Source organism: Exiguobacterium sp. s122, assembly GCF_018618475.1.
In the GTDB taxonomy this organism is placed as follows: domain Bacteria; phylum Bacillota; class Bacilli; order Exiguobacteriales; family Exiguobacteriaceae; genus Exiguobacterium; species Exiguobacterium himgiriensis.
Genome location: NZ_JACSMD010000001.1, coordinates 587343 through 606882 on the forward strand (window position 1 = coordinate 587343; position 19540 = coordinate 606882).

Annotated in this window: 20 protein-coding genes; 15 read left to right on the forward strand and 5 right to left on the reverse strand. The window is 53.2% G+C overall.

The annotated features are described in order from the left end of the window. Positions 1–24 precede the first annotated feature (24 nt). Both KNP92_RS03015 and KNP92_RS03020 read right to left on the reverse strand, forming a co-directional pair. The gene (locus tag KNP92_RS03015; protein ID WP_214836861.1) at positions 25–1218 is read right to left on the reverse strand and encodes an ABC transporter permease; all 1194 of its coding nucleotides are present in this window, start codon (positions 1216–1218) and stop codon (positions 25–27) included. Further along, positions 1208–2098: an ABC transporter ATP-binding protein gene (locus tag KNP92_RS03020; protein ID WP_214836864.1), complete on the reverse strand. Its 891-nt coding sequence runs from the start codon at positions 2096–2098 to the stop codon at positions 1208–1210. Before KNP92_RS03020 ends, KNP92_RS03015 begins: the two co-directional genes overlap by 11 nt. Positions 2099–2217: 119 nt before the next feature. On the opposite strand from KNP92_RS03020, the gene KNP92_RS03025 reads away from it, so the two are divergent. Together KNP92_RS03025 and KNP92_RS03030 are read left to right on the forward strand one after the other, a co-directional pair. Next, the gene (locus KNP92_RS03025) at positions 2218–3162 is read left to right on the forward strand and encodes a VOC family protein (protein ID WP_214836867.1); all 945 of its coding nucleotides are present in this window, start codon (positions 2218–2220) and stop codon (positions 3160–3162) included. After that, positions 3159–3758, forward strand: a complete 600-nt coding sequence (locus KNP92_RS03030) for an alpha/beta hydrolase (protein ID WP_214836870.1) — start codon at positions 3159–3161, stop codon at positions 3756–3758. The genes KNP92_RS03025 and KNP92_RS03030 overlap by 4 nt, the downstream gene beginning before the upstream one ends. Before the next feature lies 1 nt (position 3759). On the opposite strand, the gene KNP92_RS03035 is transcribed toward KNP92_RS03030, so the two are convergent. Then, positions 3760–4254 (reverse strand): hypothetical protein, encoded by a 495-nt coding sequence (locus KNP92_RS03035; RefSeq protein ID WP_214836873.1) that lies wholly within the window; start codon positions 4252–4254, stop codon positions 3760–3762. Between the two features lie 259 nt (positions 4255–4513). On the opposite strand from KNP92_RS03035, the gene KNP92_RS03040 reads away from it, so the two are divergent. The 5 genes from KNP92_RS03040 (at position 4514) to KNP92_RS03060 (ending at position 8658) form a co-directional block, all read left to right on the forward strand. Then, positions 4514–5569, forward strand: coding sequence for an acyltransferase family protein (locus KNP92_RS03040; protein ID WP_214836876.1), 1056 nt, complete (start codon positions 4514–4516; stop codon positions 5567–5569). Between the two features lie 92 nt (positions 5570–5661). Continuing rightward, complete coding sequence (locus KNP92_RS03045) at positions 5662–5979, forward strand: Asp23/Gls24 family envelope stress response protein (RefSeq protein WP_251136373.1); 318 nt, start codon at positions 5662–5664, stop codon at positions 5977–5979. 199 nt (positions 5980–6178) lie between these two features. Continuing rightward, a complete protein-coding gene (pgmB, locus tag KNP92_RS03050; protein ID WP_214836882.1) occupies positions 6179–6844 on the forward strand; it encodes a beta-phosphoglucomutase in 666 nt (221 codons plus the stop codon). A 216-nt stretch (positions 6845–7060) separates the two neighbouring features. Then, on the forward strand, positions 7061–7474 hold the full coding sequence (locus tag KNP92_RS03055; RefSeq protein WP_214836885.1) for a Rok-like winged helix domain-containing protein: 414 nt from the start codon (positions 7061–7063) through the stop codon (positions 7472–7474). Between the two features lie 125 nt (positions 7475–7599). Then, positions 7600–8658: a glycosyltransferase family 4 protein gene (locus KNP92_RS03060; RefSeq protein WP_214836888.1), complete on the forward strand. Its 1059-nt coding sequence runs from the start codon at positions 7600–7602 to the stop codon at positions 8656–8658. A gap of 36 nt (positions 8659–8694) precedes the next feature. Here KNP92_RS03060 and KNP92_RS03065 read toward each other — a convergent pair whose 3' ends face one another. Together KNP92_RS03065 and KNP92_RS03070 are read right to left on the reverse strand one after the other, a co-directional pair. Beyond that, complete coding sequence (locus tag KNP92_RS03065) at positions 8695–9699, reverse strand: LCP family protein (protein WP_214836893.1); 1005 nt, start codon at positions 9697–9699, stop codon at positions 8695–8697. A gap of 41 nt (positions 9700–9740) precedes the next feature. Next, on the reverse strand, positions 9741–10382 hold the full coding sequence (locus KNP92_RS03070) for a YigZ family protein (protein ID WP_214836895.1): 642 nt from the start codon (positions 10380–10382) through the stop codon (positions 9741–9743). Between the two features lie 173 nt (positions 10383–10555). On the opposite strand from KNP92_RS03070, the gene KNP92_RS15865 reads away from it, so the two are divergent. The 8 genes from KNP92_RS15865 (at position 10556) to KNP92_RS03110 (ending at position 19534) form a co-directional block, all read left to right on the forward strand. Then, positions 10556–11680 (forward strand): sensor histidine kinase, encoded by a 1125-nt coding sequence (locus tag KNP92_RS15865; protein WP_214836898.1) that lies wholly within the window; start codon positions 10556–10558, stop codon positions 11678–11680. 22 nt (positions 11681–11702) lie between these two features. Further along, positions 11703–12395: a response regulator transcription factor gene (locus tag KNP92_RS03080; protein WP_214836902.1), complete on the forward strand. Its 693-nt coding sequence runs from the start codon at positions 11703–11705 to the stop codon at positions 12393–12395. 95 nt (positions 12396–12490) lie between these two features. Next, a complete protein-coding gene (locus tag KNP92_RS03085; protein WP_214836905.1) occupies positions 12491–13339 on the forward strand; it encodes a DegV family protein in 849 nt (282 codons plus the stop codon). Between the two features lie 32 nt (positions 13340–13371). Beyond that, positions 13372–14097 carry a trehalose operon repressor gene (gene treR, locus KNP92_RS03090; protein WP_214836908.1) on the forward strand — a complete coding sequence of 242 codons (726 nt, stop codon included), beginning with the start codon at positions 13372–13374 and terminating at the stop codon, positions 14095–14097. 207 nt (positions 14098–14304) lie between these two features. Then, positions 14305–15753 (forward strand): PTS system trehalose-specific EIIBC component, encoded by a 1449-nt coding sequence (gene treP, locus KNP92_RS03095; RefSeq protein ID WP_214836923.1) that lies wholly within the window; start codon positions 14305–14307, stop codon positions 15751–15753. A gap of 78 nt (positions 15754–15831) precedes the next feature. Further along, entirely contained in the window at positions 15832–17463 is a 1632-nt protein-coding gene (gene treC / locus KNP92_RS03100) for an alpha,alpha-phosphotrehalase (protein WP_214836926.1), read from the forward strand. Positions 17464–17619: 156 nt separating this feature from the next. Then, positions 17620–18030, forward strand: a complete 411-nt coding sequence (locus tag KNP92_RS03105; protein WP_214836929.1) for a GNAT family N-acetyltransferase — start codon at positions 17620–17622, stop codon at positions 18028–18030. A gap of 163 nt (positions 18031–18193) precedes the next feature. Beyond that, positions 18194–19534 (forward strand): hemolysin family protein, encoded by a 1341-nt coding sequence (locus KNP92_RS03110; protein ID WP_251136374.1) that lies wholly within the window; start codon positions 18194–18196, stop codon positions 19532–19534. The last annotated feature ends 6 nt before the right edge of the window (positions 19535–19540 follow it).

Consider the following 19540-nt stretch of genomic DNA (forward strand, 5'->3'; position numbering starts at 1 on the left):
ACGAAAACGAAAATGCTGTAAACGTTATTGGCGATTCTGTAATATTTGTCTCCATTGTTTCAATGCGTTGTTTCCATAGAACAAGACGCCACCGCGATAGAATTTTGAGCCAATCCAAAGGATGACGCCAATCGAGCCGAGCATGATCCCAATCGACAGGACGACTTCCCATACCGGCACGTCGACGAGCATGACCCGGAGGAACATGAGCATCGGTGTGAAGAACGGGACGAACGACAGAATCGCGACGATCGGTGCGTCCGGATTATTCAAGCCGAACATGGCGGCGAGGAAACCAGCGACGAGGAGCATGATGACTGGCATCGTCATCTGTTGTGCCTCTTCGACACGGCTGACGAGCGAACCGAGAACGGCGAAGAGGGCCGCATACAGCAAATAACCGAGCGCGAAGAACGTTAAGAGATAGAGAACGGCGCGGGCGTTGCCGGCGTTGTCGATGACGGACTGGGCCATTTCGTTGCTCCGGGCACTGAAGTATCCGAAGCCGAGGAAGATACCGATTTGCAGAAGCGCGAGCGTCCCGATGGCCGAGATTTTCGCGAGCATGTGCGTTACCGGGTGCGTCGTCGAGATGATGAGCTCCATGACGCGTGACGATTTCTCCGTCGTGACCTCGGTCGAAATCATCGACCCATACGTGATGATCGAGACGTATAGGAGCATGAGCATCACGTATACGAAGGCGAACGACGAGAACAGCTCGTCGGAGTTCTCCCCGCCGCGGCCGAGATACGATTCTTCGACCGGGATCGGCTCGTTGAGGGCGGCGATAACGGCCGGGTCGACATTCGCCGAATCGATCAACTCGGCATTCCGCACTTCACGGAGCGCCGTCTGAAGGAGCGTCGTGAACTCAGTCTCCGGACGTTCCGACAAAACGCGGGCCGAATAGCCATCGATGAAGGCGACGACCTCGTAATCACCGTTATCGAGTCCTGCCCGTGCTTCGTCCTCGGTGACGTTTGACGCCTCGACGTCTTCGTAGCCGAGCGACTGCATGACGGTAGCAAGCTCTGCGTTTTCTGTGACGAGAATGGCAGATCCGCTGTCCGTATCTTCAAAGTTTGAAAGGATGCGGTCGATGTTCGTGAAACCGAAGATGAACACGATCGTCAACAGCGTCGAGATGAGAAACGCTTTCGAACGAAGTTTTGAACGTAGCGTGAACCGATAGAGTGGTCCGAAGTTATGAAACATGTTGACCGACCTCCTTAATAAAGATGTCATTCAGTGAGACGGGCTGGCGCATGAACGTCTTGACGGCGGCCCCGGCGCGTACGAGTGCGCCGAGCACGGCATCGCTGTCGGCGAACGAGTCGAGGCGGACGAGGTGACCTTCTTTATGCGCAGTGGCCGAGCGGACGAACGGGAGTGCTGTGACGACGTCGATACGGTCCGTCTCAAGGAAAAGGACTGGCTCTTCGTATCGCGATTTGATGGACGTCACGTCGCCGCTGACGACAGCCTGACCACCTTTTAGAATACCGATATGTTGGCATAGCTCCTCGACGTGTTCCATCCGGTGGCTCGAGAACACGATCGTCGTGCCGGCATCACGAAGGGCAAGCACTTCCCGTTTCAAAATCTCGACGTTGACCGGGTCGAGACCGCTAAACGGCTCGTCTAGGATGAGAAGCTCCGGATTATGGATCAGCGCGGCGACGAGTTGGACTTTCTGCTGGTTTCCTTTTGACAGCTGTTCGACGCGCATCGTCTCATATTGTGGAATCTCGAGGCGCTCGAGCCACGTCTTGACGGCCCGTTTCGCCTCGGCCGAGCGCATCCCTTTTAGACTCGCGAGAAAGACGAGCTGGTCGCGGACAGGGGACTTCGGATAAAGTCCGCGCTCCTCCGGCAAATAGCCGACGAGGCGATGGTCGACGGCACGCCCGTTCCACGAGATGTTCCCGTCACTCGGTTTCAAGATGTCGAGAATCATCCGGAATGTCGTCGTCTTGCCGGCACCGTTCGCCCCGAGTAGTCCGTACATCTCGCCTTTCGGTACGGTGAAGCTCAAGTCGTCGACGGCCGTGAAGTCACCGAACTGCTTCGAGACATGATTGATGTGTAGTGTCATGCGATGAACCTCCTTTTAAAAAGTCTCTACGCTTAGCGTACGCCCCCGTGAGCAAAAAGTTTCACATTTCTTCGAAAATGATTTATCTTGAAATCAAGATAATAAAAGGAGGACTTCACATGAAGCTGCAATCAGCAGGCATCCATCACATCTCGGCGATGGTAAAAGAGCCGCAACGAACAATTGACTTTTACGGTGACGTTCTCGGCCTCCGTTTCGTCAAACAGACGGTCAACTTCGACGATCCGGGCACGTATCACCTCTATTTCGGGGACGAGGAAGGGGCACCAGGGACGGCGATCACATTCTTCCCGATTCCTGGATTGAATCAAGGGAGCGTCGGCAGCGGACAAGTCGGCGTCACGGCATACCTCGTGCCGGAAGGGAGCTTGGCGTTTTGGGAAGACCGGTTGAACGCGCACGGCATCCAGACGGTCGCGACCGAACGGTTCGACGAGCCGTCGCTCTTGTTTGAAGACCCGGACGGTCTCGTTGTCGAGCTCGTCGCCCGAAAAAGTTCGAAACGGACGAAATGGGCCATCCCTGGTATCACGCAAGCAGAGGCGATCACCGGATTTGCCGGGGCGACGCTCTTGTCAAAACAGCCAGAAGCGACCGTCACGCTGTTGACCGACCTGTTTGGCTTTAAAAAGGTAGGGGAAGATTCGGAGTGGGTGCGGCTCATCGGAACGGCCGACTACGGAAACGTCATCGACGTGAAAAAGACCGTCCTCCCGAACGGCGTACCGGGGACGGGGACCGTCCATCACATCGCGTGGCGCGTCACGGACGGAAGCGACTACGACAAATGGCAAGACGCCATCTTCGAGCGTGGGCTTCGTCCGACCGAAGTGAAGGAGCGGCATTACTTCCGCTCAGTATACTTCCACGATGACGGACGGATCTTGCACGAGCTCGCGACCGATGCACCAGGCTTCCTCGTCGACGAGACGATCGAGTCGCTCGGTACCGAGTTGAAACTGCCGGACTGGTTCGAATCAAAACGCGATGCCATCACGAAGACGTTACCCCCAATTACGATTCCAAAAGGAGAGATATTATGATTCATCAATTCATTCAAGGCACGACAGAGACGACGTTTGTACTATTGCATGGGACCGGCGGAACGGAACAGGACTTGATTCCGCTCGCGAAAGAATTGAACGCGGACGCCAACATCTTGACGCTTCGGGGTGACGTCCTCGAGAACGGCATGTCCCGCTTCTTCCGCCGTCACGCGGAAGGTGTGCTCGACTTAGAAGATTTGAAGAAGCAGACGGAACGTTTCCTCGCCTTCCTCGACGAGGCAGCCGTGAAGTGTGGGGTGGACCGTGACAAGATGATTCCGCTCGGCTACTCGAACGGGGCCAACTTGATCGGCTCGGCGCTCTATCGCCAGAACGCATTTAACGCCTCGCTCTTGTTCCATCCGATGGTACCGGACCGCTCGCTCACGCTCCCGAGTCTGTCAGGTGCGAACGTATTCATCTCGGCAGGGGAACGTGATCCGATTTGCCCGAAAACAGAAACAGAAGAGCTGACGTCGACACTCCGGACAGCCGGAGCGGACGTCGAACTCTTCTATCACGGAGGCGGGCATGAACTGCGGATGGAGGAAGTCGAGGCGGCCCGGACATGGGTCGCGTCGTTCCTCGGCTGACTTACGCCATCTTCTTCGGCTTCGTTGTAGACGGCCGAGAGTAGACGACGAGGACACCGCGGTCAATCAAATAAGCGGCGAAAAGACGTTTCGCCTCTTCAGAACGAACAGTTCGGTCGATGTGGATATACAATCGGCCGAGCTTTTTTTGTGAGGTGCGGGTGAGGAGCCAAATCGAGTCGAGCGTATATTCCCAGCTCTTGAGCGTATCGGGCCCGATGTAGAGGTAACGGTTCGCGGTTCGCTCGAGCAAGTAGTTGAGCCACCAGACGTCCCGGGCGAGCTTCATGACGACACCGGTCAAAAATGTGATGCCAATGAAAAAGATTGCGGCCAAAATCGGATGCATGGCGGTGAACCGGTCGCGCAACGGTTCGAAGGCGACGAGGAACAGTCCGACGGAAAAGGCGCCGGTGAACCACCAAAATCCGAAGTTAGAGAATGATCGTTTCGGGTCATGGACCATGTGATGACGGTTGCGGATGACAGAAGACATTCTCTACACCTCCTTTTTTATTAGAATATTCAGACTATTTGGTAAATCTACTATACTATACATTACCCAAACTCGTCTATTTGAATACGCGACAAACGTGTTAATGGATGAGCATTTTTTGACGAAATCGCTTGCAGGTCGTCAAATGTGGGAATGATGACAGTGACGTCATCATTTTTTTGTGAATTCGTAATTTCCGTACGACATAAAATCGGCTATGATGAGTGAGGAAAATTTAGATAGAACTTGAGGAATGTTTATGCGAAATCATTGGTACGATAATATTAAAGGCGTGCTCGTCTTGCTCGTCGTGTTCGGTCACTTGCTGACCGATGTACGCGGCGCCTACGACGACCTGTTGCCGAACTGGATTTATTTATTCTTATACACGTTTCATATGCCGTTATTTATCATGCTGAGCGGTTACTTCTTCCGGGAGAACCGTTATTTGCGCGTCATCCAGCTGTTCGTCGTCTATGTCATCTGGCAAGTCATCCTCGGGTCATGGTTCGCCTTCACCGAGGGCATCCCGCTCCTGTCGATCGACAATCCGGGACTGAACGTCTTGAAACCGTATTGGGCGCTCTGGTACTTGATGGCGATTATCATTTGGTACGTCATCACGCCATATGTCACTCAGTTGAAAGGGTACGTTCTTTATGCGCTCTTATTCGCGCTTCTATTCGGCTTCCAGGCCGAGTCGACCGGCTTCTTTGCGCTCCGCAAGGTCATCATGTTCTATCCGTTCTTCTTGATTGGCAACTGGATGAGCGAGCGCAACACGTTGAACTTCTTCGAACTCCCAAAGCGGGCCGAACGACGCAATCGTTATCGTCTTGGTGGAGCGACCGTCTTCACGGTACTCACGCTCGGTTTGCTCGCTTCGATGAGTTTTCAGCGTACGGACGCGTTTTATCACGTCGGTAACTTGTTCAAGTTCCGCTTCGCGTACGAGACGGCGGTGCCGGAAGCGATATGGAGCGGGCCGTTCGCGTTCCTCATCGTTTATACGGTGTCGCTTCTTATGGCGATCAGCTTCGCGCTCATCGTGCCGGGACGTGAACTCCCGCTCTTCACGCGGGCCGGAAAATATAGCCTGTACGTCTACTTGGTGCACGTCTTCCTCGTCGTCGCTTGGAAGGCGTTCGTGCCGACGGCATTCATGCCGACGTCGTGGCAGCAACTCCTCGTCTTGTTCGGTGTCTCGGTCCTCATGGTCATGATCATTATCAGCCCACCGGTCGTGCGGCTGTTGCGTCCGCTCGTCGAGATTGATGTCCGTCGCGTGCAGGACGAACGGGCGACAAAGGCGTAAACCCTTTTCTAAACGCCCGTTTTCCGCTACACTTTAAGGTAGAGTAATGAAACTAGAGCTAAGGAAGTGACACCATGCCATACGGAAATGGAATGAACAGTACTGAAGGAGACGTCAACGTCTCACGCCACGTCGTGGAAATGATTGCCGCGGTCGCAGTGAAAGAGACGAAGCACGTCTCGTTCACACAGGAAGACACGAAATTGTCAGAACGTGCCCTCATGAAGCACGTGAAAGTCGATGAGACCGAAGAAGGCGTCGTCATCCAGCTCGCGGTATTCGTCGCCTATGGCCAGTCGATCATCAAGACGATCACGGCCGTTCAAGAGCGCATCACACAAGACATGGACACGATGCTCGCGATGACGCCGCTTGCGGTCAATGTGAAGGTCGTCGGCATCCAATTATAAGCAACGGAAGAGGGGCGATGTGCTCCTCTTTTTAAATTTTTCTGCGAAAGCGGTTGCATAGATAAGGCGATATCCGATATAATAGAAATCGAACAAGTGCAACCGTTTGCATCGATGACCAACGAGCAGCGGGTACTTGTCAAGTTCCCTAAATGTAGTCTGACGACAGAAGCATTTGAAGGAAAGGCGGAAAGCATGTATGTCAACGATTGAAGCAGTCATTTTCGATTTGGACGGTGTCATCACCGACACCGCGGAGTACCACTACCTCGCTTGGAAACAACTCGGAGAAGAGCTCGGCATTCCATTTGACCGTGAGTTCAATGAGACGCTAAAAGGCGTGAGTCGCACCGACTCGCTCGAACGCATCCTTGCGCTCGGCGGACGGCAGGCTAACTTCACACCGGCTGAAAAAGCGGAACTCGCGGACAAGAAGAACGAGCATTACGTTGAACTCATTCAGCACATCTCTTCTGACGATCTGCTCCCAGGCATCGTTTCATTCCTCGATGAAATCAAAGAGGCGGGACTCAAAATCGGCATGGCTTCTGCTTCAAAGAACGCATTTGCGGTCGTTGATGCACTTGGCGTCCGTCATTACTTCGACCACATTGTCGATGCAGCAACTGTCGCCGATTCAAAACCACACCCCGAAGTGTTTTTGAAGGCTGCTTCTGCCCTTGGCGTGAAACCCGAACAGGCCATCGGCGTTGAAGACGCAGCCGCAGGCGTGACTGCGATTAAAGCGGCAAACATGTTTGCTGTCGCCGTCGGGGAAGAGTCGATGCTCGGTCATGCAGACCTCATCGTCGCTTCAACCGACGAACTCTCGCTCGGACGCATCCTCGAACGCGTCAGAGCGTAAAGACTACAATCATCTTCCGTGAGACGGCGACTGCCCCGAACAGTCGCCGTCTTTATTTAGGTCTAAAGTCCTGAATGGATAGAAATGCCTAAAAGTAGATGACAACTACATTACAAATCCGTTACACTTTTATATGGAAACAAGGAAATATTAGAAATTCTTGATTTAAAATAGGTAATCGAGGGTTTTAGATGGAATGTAGAAGGGGATTTGTGCATGGAAACTACGAATATCAACGAGCACATCTATCGGGAATTGATGGAAATCGAAGAATCGTATCGACAATTGCAACGCCGTGCTGAGTATTTGATCGCAGAACTAAGCCGAGAAAAACGTGAGGATGAGATGATGCTCGATGCGACGAAACGACTTCGTCCACGTCGCGTCAATCAACGTTACCCACTTGAAGTGTACGTGCATCAAGTAACAGACCTTTTAAAAGATCGGAAGACGATGAGTGTACGGGACATCCAGATGGAACTCGAGCTCCGGTACCGGCACCATATCAGTAACATCTATCAGCTGATGGTGAAAATCGAAGCGGTCAACCCGGAGATTAAAAAGATTGGCCGTGGCCTGTATACATATGAGCCGGCTGAAGAAGTCGCAACAGAACCCGCACACGCATAAGCCTAGCCCGACGAACCCGTTCGTCGGGCTTTCTTGCCTGTAACATTTCTGATACGATTTCGATGACGGTATTTATGCTATAATTCGCCAGAGTCTATTTTTAACGAGAGAGGAACGGTTGGCCCATGTTATGGATTGCCATGTTGGTCAGTTTTGTGATGGCCATGTTGATTACGCCGCTCGTGCGCCGATTCGCGTACTTGATTGGCGCGGTCGACCACCCGAACGCCCGAAAAGTACATGTGCGGACGATGCCACGCATCGGCGGCCTCGCTATCTTCATCGCGTTTTTGATCGGTTACGCCCTGTTGCTTCCGGCGAGCCGATACAATGACGCCATCTTGATTGGTGCTGTCGTCATCGTCCTGACCGGTCTCATCGATGACCGGTTTCAACTGACGGCCCGCGTCAAGCTGATGGGGCAGATGATTGCGACCGTCGTCGTGCTCAACTCGGGTATGCGAATCGAGATGATCAATTTGCCGTTCGACCAGCAGCTGTATCTCGGTTCATGGAGCATCCCCGTGACCGTGCTTTGGCTGATTGGGATTACGAACGCCATCAACTTGATTGACGGCCTTGACGGTCTCGCGGCCGGTGTCTCGAGCATCGCCCTCGGGACGATTGCCGTGCTCGCCATCATCCAAGGGAACGTCTATTTGACGATGATGGCCTTGTTGCTCCTCGCGAGCACGCTCGGTTTTCTCGTTCACAACTTTTATCCGGCGAAGATTTTCATGGGAGATACCGGGGCGCTCTTCCTCGGTTATATGCTCGCCGTCTTCTCGCTCATCGGGTTCAAGAACGTGACGCTGTTCTCGCTCGTCGTACCGGTCTTATTACTCGGGTTACCGATTTCAGATACGATCTTCGCCATCGTCCGCCGGCTCGTCCAAGGGCGGCCGCCGATGTCGCCGGATAAGTCGCACATGCATCACCAGCTGATCGATATGGGGTTCACGACGCGCCAAGCAGTGCTCCTCATGTACGGGATGACACTCTTCTTCGGTATCGCCTCGATCCTGTTCGCGAAGACGACGATGCTCGGCGCTGTCATCACGTTCGTCATCGTCTTAATCGTCATTGAACTGATCGTCGAGTCGACCGAGTTGATTCACCCGAACTATAAACCGCTCATCCAGACGTCCCGGCGCTTGCTTGGCCGGACGAAGGCGTCGAATTAAACAGAAAACGACCGTGGGGAGTCCCACGGTCGTTTTCTAATAGGTTGTCGTCTCTGAGAAGTTGTCGTCCGACTCGTCTTCCGTGTCAAGGTCGGCCGTGACCGGCAGTCCGAGTTCGGTCTGTAGGAGCGCTTGTTTTTCTACAAGGTCTGCCTCATCAAGTTCATAATAGTAGACGCCGCCAATCGTCAAGTCGCCGCCTTTGAGCGTTTCTTGATTGAACGAACGGAGCGACTTCGTGTACGGCTGGAGCTGCGACGCCTCGGAGAGTGACATGTTCGTCCGGATGTTGTTGCCGACGGCGTTCATAATGCGGTTCAGCTTCGTAAACGAGTTGATCGTCGTCGCCTCGTTAATGATTGCCTCGAGCACCTGTTGCTGGCGTTTCGCCCGACCGACGTCGCCTTCGGGGTCGTCTTTGCGCATCCGAGCGTAGGCGAGCGCCTCTTTACCATTCAGCGTCTGAACACCGGGCTCGAGTTCGACGTTTCCGGTCGCGCGTCCCGAGATGGGAATCAATACGTCCACTTCGACGCCGCCGACCGCATCGACGAGATCCTCGATGCCGTCAAAGTTGATCGTCGCATAGTAATCAATCGGAATGTCGAATAAGTTCTCGACCGTTGCGATTGTCGTATCGATGCCGCCGTATGAATAGGCGTGATTGATCTTGTCCTTGAATTCGCCATCCGTCGTGACGATATCGACGTACGAGTCGCGGGGGATACTGACGAGCGTCACTTGGCGAGATTCCTTGTTGAACGTCGCCACCATGAGCGAGTCGGTCCGGCCTTCCTCGAGCGAGGCGCCGCCATCGACACCGGCGAGAAGGACGGAGAAGTGGTCTTTCGTCAAATCGATGCTGTCGTCCCGGCGCTCTGACTTGTCGCCGCGGTCGAGCGCGTCGTTCGTATTCTCGGCCGTCTCGTTCGCCTTGAACACGAAATAACCGAAGACGGCACCACCGAGGGCGAGGACGATGCCGAGGGCGATGAGGATCACTTTCCACGGTGTACGTGTCTTACGAGGGGGTTGTGCCATGTCATCTCCTCATTTCAGTCGTTTCTTTTAGTATACGTGACTTATCGCACAAAATCACGTTCGATGATACGGATATCCTGGGTCTCGAGACCTCCTTGTCCGTTCGTCAAATCGACGAGCCAAGCGAGTGCGGCATCTGTCTCTTCGACCGGAACGGAGACGTGGAACGTGACGTCCTCGGCGTAGACGATGTCGTCGAGCAAATAGGATGATTGACGCAGTTCGTTTTCAACTTTGCCGATCCAACCGTAATCGACCGAGAGCGTCAACCTTTGCATCGGTACTCGCTCGACAATCCCGATTGCATCGAGTCCTTCGCTCACCGTCCCGCCATAGGCACGGATGAGCCCGCCACCGCCGAGCTTGATACCACCGAAGTAGCGGGTGACGACGACGACCGTATCTTTTAATTGGCGTTTACGGAGCACCTCGAGCATCGGCATGCCGGCCGTGCCGCTCGGTTCGCCATCATCGTTCGCCTTTTGGTGTTCATTTCGTTCTCCAATCATATAGGCCGAACAATTATGGTTTGCGTTCCAGTGCGTTTTTTTTATCGTTTGGATAAACGCTTGCGCCTCTTCTTCCGTCTCAACCCGTTTGAAATGCGCGATGAATTTTGACTTTTGTATAATGACCTCGTATTCTCCATCTTGTTTTATAGTATAATTTGGTTCAATAGACATTTCTGAAAATTCTCCTTTCTATTTTTGAATATTTTTTTTAGAATTCAAGTAGGCGTTTATGCGTCGCTTGGCGAATTGGGCTAAAGGAGGCTGCTACGTTTCGTTGTAACATTCGTTTTTGCAGACGATAATAGGAACGAGGACTAACTATCGACGTATTAGGGGATGGCATCGTGAATCATATTACCGATCGTACAGCTTTAGAACATATCATAACAAATATGATTGATACGGTGACGGAAAGTAAAGAGGAGATCGTCCGAATCACCGAGAGTTCGGCCAACGAATATTCCTTGATTCAAAACGAGTTGAAAGAGTTGACGGAGAAGATTGAGTTTTACATTGCCGAGTCGGACCGGCTCGATTTACTCGTGAAAGCGGCGAAAAACAAGCTCGTCCAAGTGAGCAAGAAGTTTCATATACATAGTGAACAAGAAATAAGGGACGCCTACGAACGGGCGAACCAGATGCAACTCGAGCGGTTCCTTGTCCAAAAGGAAGAGATGAACGCACAGCAACGCCGAAACGACCTCGAGCGCAGATTGCTCGTCCTCGAGGACACAATCGAGCGTGCCGAGAAGCTCGTCAGCCGCGTCACCGTCGTCTTGAACTTCTTACGCGACGACTTGCAACAAGAATATTCGGACATGATGAAGAAGCAAGAGATGGCTATCAGCGTGTTCGAGGCGGCCGAGCGTGAGCGGCGTCACCTCGCCCGCGAGATGCACGACGGACCGGCGCAATCGCTTGCTCATATTTTGATTCGGGCTGACTTGATTGAGAAGACGTTCGACAAGCGTGGCAAGGAAGAGGCGTTCGCCGAACTGCATGAGTTAAAAAGTCTTATCCGCGGTGCCTTGGTCGACGTGCGTCGGCTCATCTATGACCTCCGTCCGATGTCGCTCGATGACCTCGGCTTCTTGCCGACGCTCGAGCGTTACTTGCATCAAACCGAGGAATACACCGCCATCAGGACGCGGCTCAACTATCGCGGCAATCGGGCCCGTCTACCTGAGAAACTTGAGATTAACGTGTTCCGACTCGTCCAAGAGGCGGTTCAAAACGCTATCAAACATTCGAAAACGACCGAGATTATCGTCAACGTTGAACAATCGCACGATGCGATTCATATCCACGTGCGCGATCACGGCATCGGCTTCGTACCGAGCACGATCGGGGAAGAATCGTTCGGTATCGTAGGGATGCGCGAACGAATCGAGCTTGTGAACGGAAGCATCACCATCGATTCGGAAGTCGGCAAAGGGACGGTCGTCCGCATGTCGATTCCAATCACGTAACCAATCAAGGGGGAATCAATCAATGGAACTGACACAGACACGCATCGCGATCGTCGATGACCATGAACTGTTTCGTGAAGGCTTGAAACGGATTTTTGATTTAGAGGATGAATTTTTCGTCGTCGCCGAGGGACGCACTGGACTCGACGCGATTCGCATCGCGAACGAGCACAATCCGGAGATTATGATTCTAGACATCAACATGCCGGATTTGAATGGCATCGAGGCGACGAAGCAATTGTCGCTCCTCTCGCCGGATACGCGCGTCCTTATTTTGTCAATTCATGACGATGAGTCGTATATCACACATGCGCTCGAGGCGGGGGCTTCAGGTTTCTTACTGAAGGAAGTCGCATCGACCGAGCTCATCTCGGCCGTCCGTTCGGTCGCGAAGGACGGGGCATATTTGCACCCGAAAGTGACGACGGGCGTCTTGAAAGAGTATCGTCGCTTGCTTCAAATTAAGGACGAACACGCTGGACGTAACGTTGAGAGTCGTACCGACGATCCTGTATATCAGCTGTTGTCGCGACGTGAAGTTGAAGTACTCCATTTACTTGCTGACGGTCGTTCGAACCGTGATATTAGCGATATGCTTTTCATTAGTGAGAAGACGGTCAAAAACCACGTGTCTTCCGTTCTTCGCAAGATGGACGTGAACGATCGGACGCAAGCCGTCGTCGACGCCATTCGCCGCGGATGGGTCGAGATTTGACCGAGACCGATGCGTTGCCTCGTTTTTGTGTTACAATATGGAATGGAATCCTAACATAATTGGAAAAACGAAACGACGTAAAGTGAGGATATAGAATGGGAAACATAGCTATTTTGACCGACAGTACCGCCTATTTGCCGGCCGAATTTTGTGAGACGCGCGACGTGCACATCGCGCCGCTCAGCGTGATTTTTGACGGGGAGTCGTTCCGCGAAGCCGTCGACATCACGACCGAATCGTTCTATGACCGCATCGAGGCAGGGAAGTTGCCGACGACGTCGCAACCAAGCATCGGGGAGACGGTCGAGTTAATCGAACGGCTCCCGAATGAGGTGACAGACGTCATCGCCATCACCCTCTCAAGCGGCATTAGCGGAACGTACCAATCGATGGTCGCGTTGAACGACATGGTTGACGTGAACGTCCATGCGTTCGATTCGGAAATCTCGTGTATGCCGCAAGCGTTCCTCGTTGAAGAGGCGGTTCACCTTCGTGACGCCGGTGTTTCGGCCCAAGAGATTCTTGCCCATCTTGAGAAGATGCGGGCGCTGATTCGTGCCTACTTTGTCGTCGATGACCTCGATCACTTGCAACGTGGGGGTCGTCTCAGTACGGCACAGGCGCTCGTCGGCTCATTTCTTCAAATCAAGCCAGTGCTCCACTTCCAAGACAAGCTCATTGTCCCGTTCGAGAAAATTCGGACGTATAAGAAGGCGGTCCGCCGCATCGAAGAAATGATGGAAGAGTCAATCGACGGAGACGGGGAAGGCTACTGCATCGGCATCATCCATGCGAATTGCCCGGAACGACAAGCCGAGGAGATTGCTTCGATGAAAGCGAAGTTCCCGAAAGCGCACATCACGGGAAGCCACTTCGGGCCGGTCATCGGGACGCATCTTGGGCCCGGCGCGATCGGCATCACATGGTATCGCCGTGACTGGTAAACGAAAGACGGCCGAGCGGTCGTCTTTTTTCGATGAAAGGGGAGGAGTACGTGGCCAAGTATCGCCAAATCTATGAACAACTTGCCGAGAAGATGCGAAACGGCGCCTTGCCGGCCGAGTCGAAACTGCCATCGGAGACCGAGCTCATGCACGAGTTTGATGCGAGCCGCGGCACGGTCCGAAAGGCGCTCGACTTATTGCAAGAGCACGGCTACGTCCGGAAACATCACGGTAAGGGTGTCTTCGTCCTGCGTCGGGATCAAATCGAATTCCAGTTTAACGGCATCGTCAGCTTCTCTGAGGTGTACGCGTCTTTGCTCGGCCGTTCCATCCAGACGACGGTCGCCTCGTTTGAAGAGATCGAGGCACCGCCTTGGCTCGTCGAACGGATGAATCTCGAGCCGGGGACGATCATGTACCGCATCGAGCGCGTGCGGAATTTCGACGGAGAGAACGTCATCCTAGACGTCAACTATTTCGTCAAAGACCTCGTGCCTGGATTGACCGAGGCGATTGCCACGCATTCGATTTATCATTACATCGAGCACGTGCTCGGCCTGCAGATTAGCTACGCCAAACGGAAAATCGCCGCCGAGGACGTGACGGCGCTCGATCGGATGCGGCTCGACCTGCATGACTATGAATATGTCATCGTCATCACGAACGACACATTCTTGTATGAAGGAAGACAGTTCGAGTATACAGAATCCCGTCACCGCCTCGACAAGTTCCAGTTTAGTGACGTAGCCCGCCGCTAAGGTCCCTTCTTCGGAAGAGACCTTTTTTTCGTTTCGAATCGAGGTGAAAGGGAACAAAATGAATGAACGCCTGTCATGTCACACATCTGTCACGTCAACTTATATAGATAAGTCATTGACACAACTCATCTATATAAGTTACACTTTGTGTGTGAAAGAATGTAACCGTTCTCAATAAATCATTCCATCTTAAAGGAGGCCTATCTTATGAAGGCAGATTATCGGCAAATTGCGGCGGATATCCTCGAAGCCGTCGGAGGCAAGGACAACGTCGACAAGGCGGCGCACTGTGTCACACGGCTCCGTCTCTCGCTGAAAGACCAATCAAAAGTCGATGAGGCGAAAGTGAAAGAAGCCGACCTCGTCAAAGGCGCATTCGAGAACTCAGGTGTGTATCAAGTCGTTATCGGGGCAGGGGACGTCGAGCGCGTCTACGCTGAATTTATCAAACTCGCAGGACTCGAGGCAGCGACGGTCGCTGAGGTCAAATCGGCCGGCGGCAAGAAGATGAACCCGCTCCAAAAACTTGTCAAAGTCTTCTCAGACGTCTTTATGCCAATTATCCCGGCGATTATCGTAGCCGGTCTCTTGATGGGGATTAACAACTTGCTCGCATCGGAAGGGCTGTTTGTTGATAATGCGACGCTCATCGAGGCGTATCCGAACCTACAAGGTCTTTGGGACTTAATTAACATGATGGCGAACACGTCATTCGTCTTCCTCCCGGCGCTCGTCGGTTGGTCGGCGACGAAACGGTTCGGCGGCAGCGAAGTGCTCGGGATCGTCATGGGTCTCTTGCTCGTCCACCCGGACCTCTTGAACGCTTGGGGTTACGGTACGGCAGCGCTTGAAGGCGACATTCCGACGTTTGATATCCTCGGCTTGTTCGAGATTGAGAAAGTCGGCTATCAAGGTCAAATCTTGCCAGTCCTTGCTGCAGCATTCATCTTGAGCCATATTGAAATCTTCTTGAAGAAGCACGTACCGAACGCAATTCAGCTTCTCGTCGTACCGATCACGGCGATTGTCGTCACCGGTTTCCTCGCCCTTGCAATCGTTGGACCAGTTACGCGTGGTCTCGGTAACGTCATCGCGATGAGCCTCGTCAACGTGTTCGAGGCGATTCCAGTCATCGGGGCGCTATTGTTCGGCTTGTTCTATGCACCGCTCGTCGTCACGGGGATGCACCACTTGTTCATCGCCATCGACTTGCAACTCGTCGCTGAGACAGGCGGCACGTTCATCTGGCCGATGATTGCTTTGTCAAACATCGCTCAAGGTTCGGCTGCGCTCGCTATGTTCTTCGTCTATAAGCACAACGCGAAACAAAAGAGTATGGCGTCGACGTCAGCGATTTCGGCTTACTTCGGCATCACCGAGCCGGCCATGTTCGGGGTGAACTTACCGAACAAGTTCCCGTTCTACTCGGCGATGATCGGGTCGGCGACAGCCGCCATCTTTATCACACTCAATAACGTCCAAGCGATCGGAATCGGTGTCGGGGGACTCCCTGGCTTCCTCTCAATCTTCACGGACAAAATCCTTCTCTTCATTGTTGGGATGATCATCGCGATCGTCGTCCCGTTCGTCTTGACGTTCGTCTTGTCGAAGCGTTACATGAAGAAAGGTGAAATCGAACAAAATAAAGTAGCATGATGACTCGGGAGGGAGGGACGGTAGTTCTTCCCTCTTTTCGATTGGAATGAAAACTCTTACAAAAAGGAGACTACACACATGACACAAAAGAACTGGCGCAAATCCGTCGTCTATCAAATCTATCCGAAAAGCTTCTATAGCCCAGAAGGGAACGCCACTGGCTCGATTAAAGGGGTGACCGCGAAGCTCGACTATTTAGCCGAGCTCGGCATCGAGTACATTTGGATGACACCAGTGTACAAGTCCCCACAAAACGACAACGGCTATGACGTGAGCGACTATTACGGGATTGATCCGTCTTATGGAACGATGGACGACCTCGACGAGCTCGTCCGTGAAGCCGAGGCACGGGGCATCGGACTGATGATGGACATCGTCGTTAATCACTCCTCGACCGAGCATGAGTGGTTCCAAAAATCACTCGCCGGGGACGAGCGGTATCGCGACTACTACATCTGGCGCGATGAGCCGACGAACTGGGAATCGAAGTTCGGCGGCAACGCCTGGGAGTACGACGAGAAGAGCGGCCAGTATTATCTTCACTTGTTTGACGTGACGCAAGCCGATTTGAATTGGGAAAATCCTCAGATGCGTGAAGACGTCTATGAGATGATGCGCTTCTGGCGTAAGAAAGGGATCAAAGGGTTCCGCCTCGACGTCATCAACTTGATTTCGAAACAACAGGACTTCCCGGAAGACGACTCGGATGGGCGCAAGTTCTATACGGACGGGCCGCGCATTCATGAGTTCTTAAAAGAGATGAACCGTGAAGTGTTCGAGGGGCACAACGTCATCACGGTCGGCGAGATGTCGTCGACGACGCTCGACCACTGTGTTCGTTATTCGAACCCGGACGAGAAAGAACTGAGCATGACGTTCAGCTTCCATCATTTAAAAGTCGACTACCCGAACGGTGAGAAGTTCGTCGCGGCCCCGTTCGACTTCGTTCAGTTGAAAGACATCATGTCGACGTGGCAAGAAGGGATGCACGGCAAGGGCTGGAACGCCATCTTCTGGTGTAACCACGACCAGCCGCGCGTCGTCAGCCGCTTCGGTAATGATACGGACCACCGCGTCGAGAGCGCGAAGATGCTCGCGACGGTGCTCCACGGGCTTCAAGGGACGCCGTACATTTATCAAGGCGAAGAGATTGGGATGACGAACCCGGGCTTCGACTCGCTCGATGAGTATCGCGACATCGAGACGCTCAACATCTATAAGCTGAAGCGTGAACAGGGCGTGTCGCACGAGGATATGATGGCCGCCATCAAACAGAAGTCACGTGACAACTCGCGCACACCGATGCAGTGGGACGCGACGCCGCACGCAGGCTTCACGAGCAGGACGCCGTGGATTAACGTCGCGCCGAACTATGAAGACGTGAACGTCGAGACGGCACTCGATGACCCAAACTCGGTGTTCTATCATTACAAGAACTTGATCACGCTCCGAAAAGAGCTTGACGTGTTGACGGACGGGGACTATACGCTCCTCACGCCGGACGCGCTCGACGTCTGGGCGTACACGCGGAAGACGGACGAGGAGGAAGTGCTCGTCGTCGCGAACTTTTACGGTCCGGAGACGACGTATGAGATTCCAGAAGGCTTCATGCGGGCCGACGTGGTTAGCCACAACTATGACGTGCCACAGCTTGACGGGACGACGTTGTCGCTTCGGGCGTATGAGGCAATCATGTTCTACAAGAAGTAAGTAAAAAGGGCGATTGGTCCGACTACGGTCGCGACAATCGCCTCTTTTTGTTTGAAGATAAAGAAAGGAGTCAGTTCCACGAGTCGATTCTTTATAAATGTGAAACGAATGATCACCTGAAAGATTTAAAAACTTCTAAAAAGAATGGAGGGTTCGATGATGGATTCGATCCGCTATACGACGGAGCCACCTGCTGACTTTGGAGACCTAATGGCACTCTATGAAGAATTAGGTTGGAATTCACTCGAGTTATCGGCTGAGGAATTGGAGAGAATGTGTCGTCAAAGTTGGTATGCGCTGTATGCGTTTGACGATCATCGGTTGGTCGGGATGGGACGCGTCATTTCAGACGGGGTGATTACCGGCATCATTTGCGGCGTAGGCGTATCACCAAACGATCAGGCGAAAGGGATTGGCAAAAACATCATGGTTCGACTCGTTCACCACTGTGAACAAAATCGCGTCATTCCTCAACTCATGTGCGTAGAGGATTTGGAACCGTATTACGAGAAGCTCGGCTTTGAGAAGTTTTCAATCGGCATGACGAAACGACCAGCCGCCGAGTAATCGAGACGAGACGTTCTTTTTCATTGCCGAGAGTCAGTCTCCCATGGTAGATTATTCATTGATAGTGTCGCAGTCATGTGACCCTATAAAAATTTTATACACTATGGAGGTGTCACTCGATTTATTCGAGGAAAATGTGGACAGGATATACTCGACACAGGTAATGGCCGCTGGGGCTGGCGGCGGAGATGTGGATGGCCCGATTTGGTTGTTGTTGTCACTCGTTGCGTTATTGATCGCGCTCACGGCGTTCTTCGTCGGGTCAGAGTTCGCGGTCGTCAAGGTCCGGATGTCTCGGCTCGATCAATTGGTCGCCGAAGGGAACAAGTCGGCCGTGCTCGCGAAGAAGGTCGCCTCAAATCTCGACTACTACTTATCGGCGTGTCAGCTCGGGATCACGGTGACGGCGCTCGGTCTTGGTTTCCTCGGGGAACCGTCGGTCGTCCGCTTGCTGACGCCACTCTTCAATGAGTTCAACATCCCGGCGTCACTCGCTTCCGTCATCTCGTTCATCGCGGCGTTCGCCATCGTTACGTTCTTACACGTCGTCATCGGCGAGCTCGCACCGAAGTCGCTCGCGATTCAATACGCGGAACGGATGACGCTCATCTTTGCCCGACCGCTCTTTTGGTTCGGTCGCGTCATGTTCCCGTTCATCTGGTTGTTGAACGGATCGGCACGGCTTCTCCTCGGCTTGTTCGGCGTGAAGCCGGCAGGACATGAGGAAGCGCACTCGGAAGAAGAGCTGAAGATTATCATGACGCAAAGCTTTCAGAGCGGGGAAATCAATCAGACGGAGCTTGCAATGATGCAAAACATCTTCTCGTTCGACCAGCACGTCACGAAAGACGTCATGGTCCCCCGAACGAAAGTCGAGGCGATCGACATCGAGGCGACGCGTGCCGAAGTGCTCGCGACGTTCGCCGACAGCCAGTACACCCGTTACCCGATCATGGAGGGCGGGGACAAGGACCATTTGATTGGTTACATTAACGTCAAGGAAGTGCTCATGGGCTTGGCGATACAGCCCTCTGTCGATTTGAAGGCGTATGTGAAAGAGTTGCCTGTCGTTCACGAGATGACACCGTTAGAAGATACATTGAAACAGATGCGCGAGGCGCGGACGCATATCGCCATCGTCCTTGACGAGTATGGCGGCACGTCCGGTCTCATCACGCTCGAGGATTTGCTAGAAGAAATCGTCGGTGAAATTCGTGACGAATTCGACGAGGACGAAGTCGACCCAATCCATACGGTCGATGCGTCGACGTATGAGATCGATACACGCGTCCGTCTCGACGAGCTCGAGGAACGCTTCGGCCTCGTGTTCGAGAACGCCGAGGAGATTGATACGCTCGGGGGTTGGCTTCAAGTCAACCGGGACGAGAACATGGTCGGGACGACGTTCGAGTTCGACCGCTATATGCTCACCATCCTCGAGATGACAGAACATCACGTCGAACGGGTCCGTCTCATCGTGCATCCTGACGTCAAAGAGGCATAACAAAAG

Excerpts from the sequence above, each read along its gene's own strand:
- KNP92_RS03015 (WP_214836861.1), bottom strand. The coding sequence starts at position 1,218 with ATGTTTCATAACTTCGGACCACTCTATCGGTTCACGCTACGTTCAAAA.
- KNP92_RS03020 (WP_214836864.1), bottom strand. The coding sequence starts at position 2,098 with ATGACACTACACATCAATCATGTCTCGAAGCAGTTCGGTGACTTCACG.
- KNP92_RS03025 (WP_214836867.1), top strand. The coding sequence starts at position 2,218 with ATGAAGCTGCAATCAGCAGGCATCCATCACATCTCGGCGATGGTAAAA.
- KNP92_RS03030 (WP_214836870.1), top strand. The coding sequence starts at position 3,159 with ATGATTCATCAATTCATTCAAGGCACGACAGAGACGACGTTTGTACTA.
- KNP92_RS03035 (WP_214836873.1), bottom strand. The coding sequence starts at position 4,254 with ATGTCTTCTGTCATCCGCAACCGTCATCACATGGTCCATGACCCGAAA.
- KNP92_RS03040 (WP_214836876.1), top strand. The coding sequence starts at position 4,514 with ATGCGAAATCATTGGTACGATAATATTAAAGGCGTGCTCGTCTTGCTC.
- KNP92_RS03045 (WP_251136373.1), top strand. The coding sequence starts at position 5,662 with ATGAACAGTACTGAAGGAGACGTCAACGTCTCACGCCACGTCGTGGAA.
- pgmB (WP_214836882.1), top strand. The coding sequence starts at position 6,179 with ATGTCAACGATTGAAGCAGTCATTTTCGATTTGGACGGTGTCATCACC.
- KNP92_RS03055 (WP_214836885.1), top strand. The coding sequence starts at position 7,061 with ATGGAAACTACGAATATCAACGAGCACATCTATCGGGAATTGATGGAA.
- KNP92_RS03060 (WP_214836888.1), top strand. The coding sequence starts at position 7,600 with ATGTTATGGATTGCCATGTTGGTCAGTTTTGTGATGGCCATGTTGATT.
- KNP92_RS03065 (WP_214836893.1), bottom strand. The coding sequence starts at position 9,699 with ATGGCACAACCCCCTCGTAAGACACGTACACCGTGGAAAGTGATCCTC.
- KNP92_RS03070 (WP_214836895.1), bottom strand. The coding sequence starts at position 10,382 with ATGTCTATTGAACCAAATTATACTATAAAACAAGATGGAGAATACGAG.
- KNP92_RS03080 (WP_214836902.1), top strand. The coding sequence starts at position 11,703 with ATGGAACTGACACAGACACGCATCGCGATCGTCGATGACCATGAACTG.
- KNP92_RS03085 (WP_214836905.1), top strand. The coding sequence starts at position 12,491 with ATGGGAAACATAGCTATTTTGACCGACAGTACCGCCTATTTGCCGGCC.
- treR (WP_214836908.1), top strand. The coding sequence starts at position 13,372 with ATGAAAGGGGAGGAGTACGTGGCCAAGTATCGCCAAATCTATGAACAA.
- treP (WP_214836923.1), top strand. The coding sequence starts at position 14,305 with ATGAAGGCAGATTATCGGCAAATTGCGGCGGATATCCTCGAAGCCGTC.
- treC (WP_214836926.1), top strand. The coding sequence starts at position 15,832 with ATGACACAAAAGAACTGGCGCAAATCCGTCGTCTATCAAATCTATCCG.
- KNP92_RS03105 (WP_214836929.1), top strand. The coding sequence starts at position 17,620 with ATGATGGATTCGATCCGCTATACGACGGAGCCACCTGCTGACTTTGGA.
- KNP92_RS03110 (WP_251136374.1), top strand. The coding sequence starts at position 18,194 with ATGGCCGCTGGGGCTGGCGGCGGAGATGTGGATGGCCCGATTTGGTTG.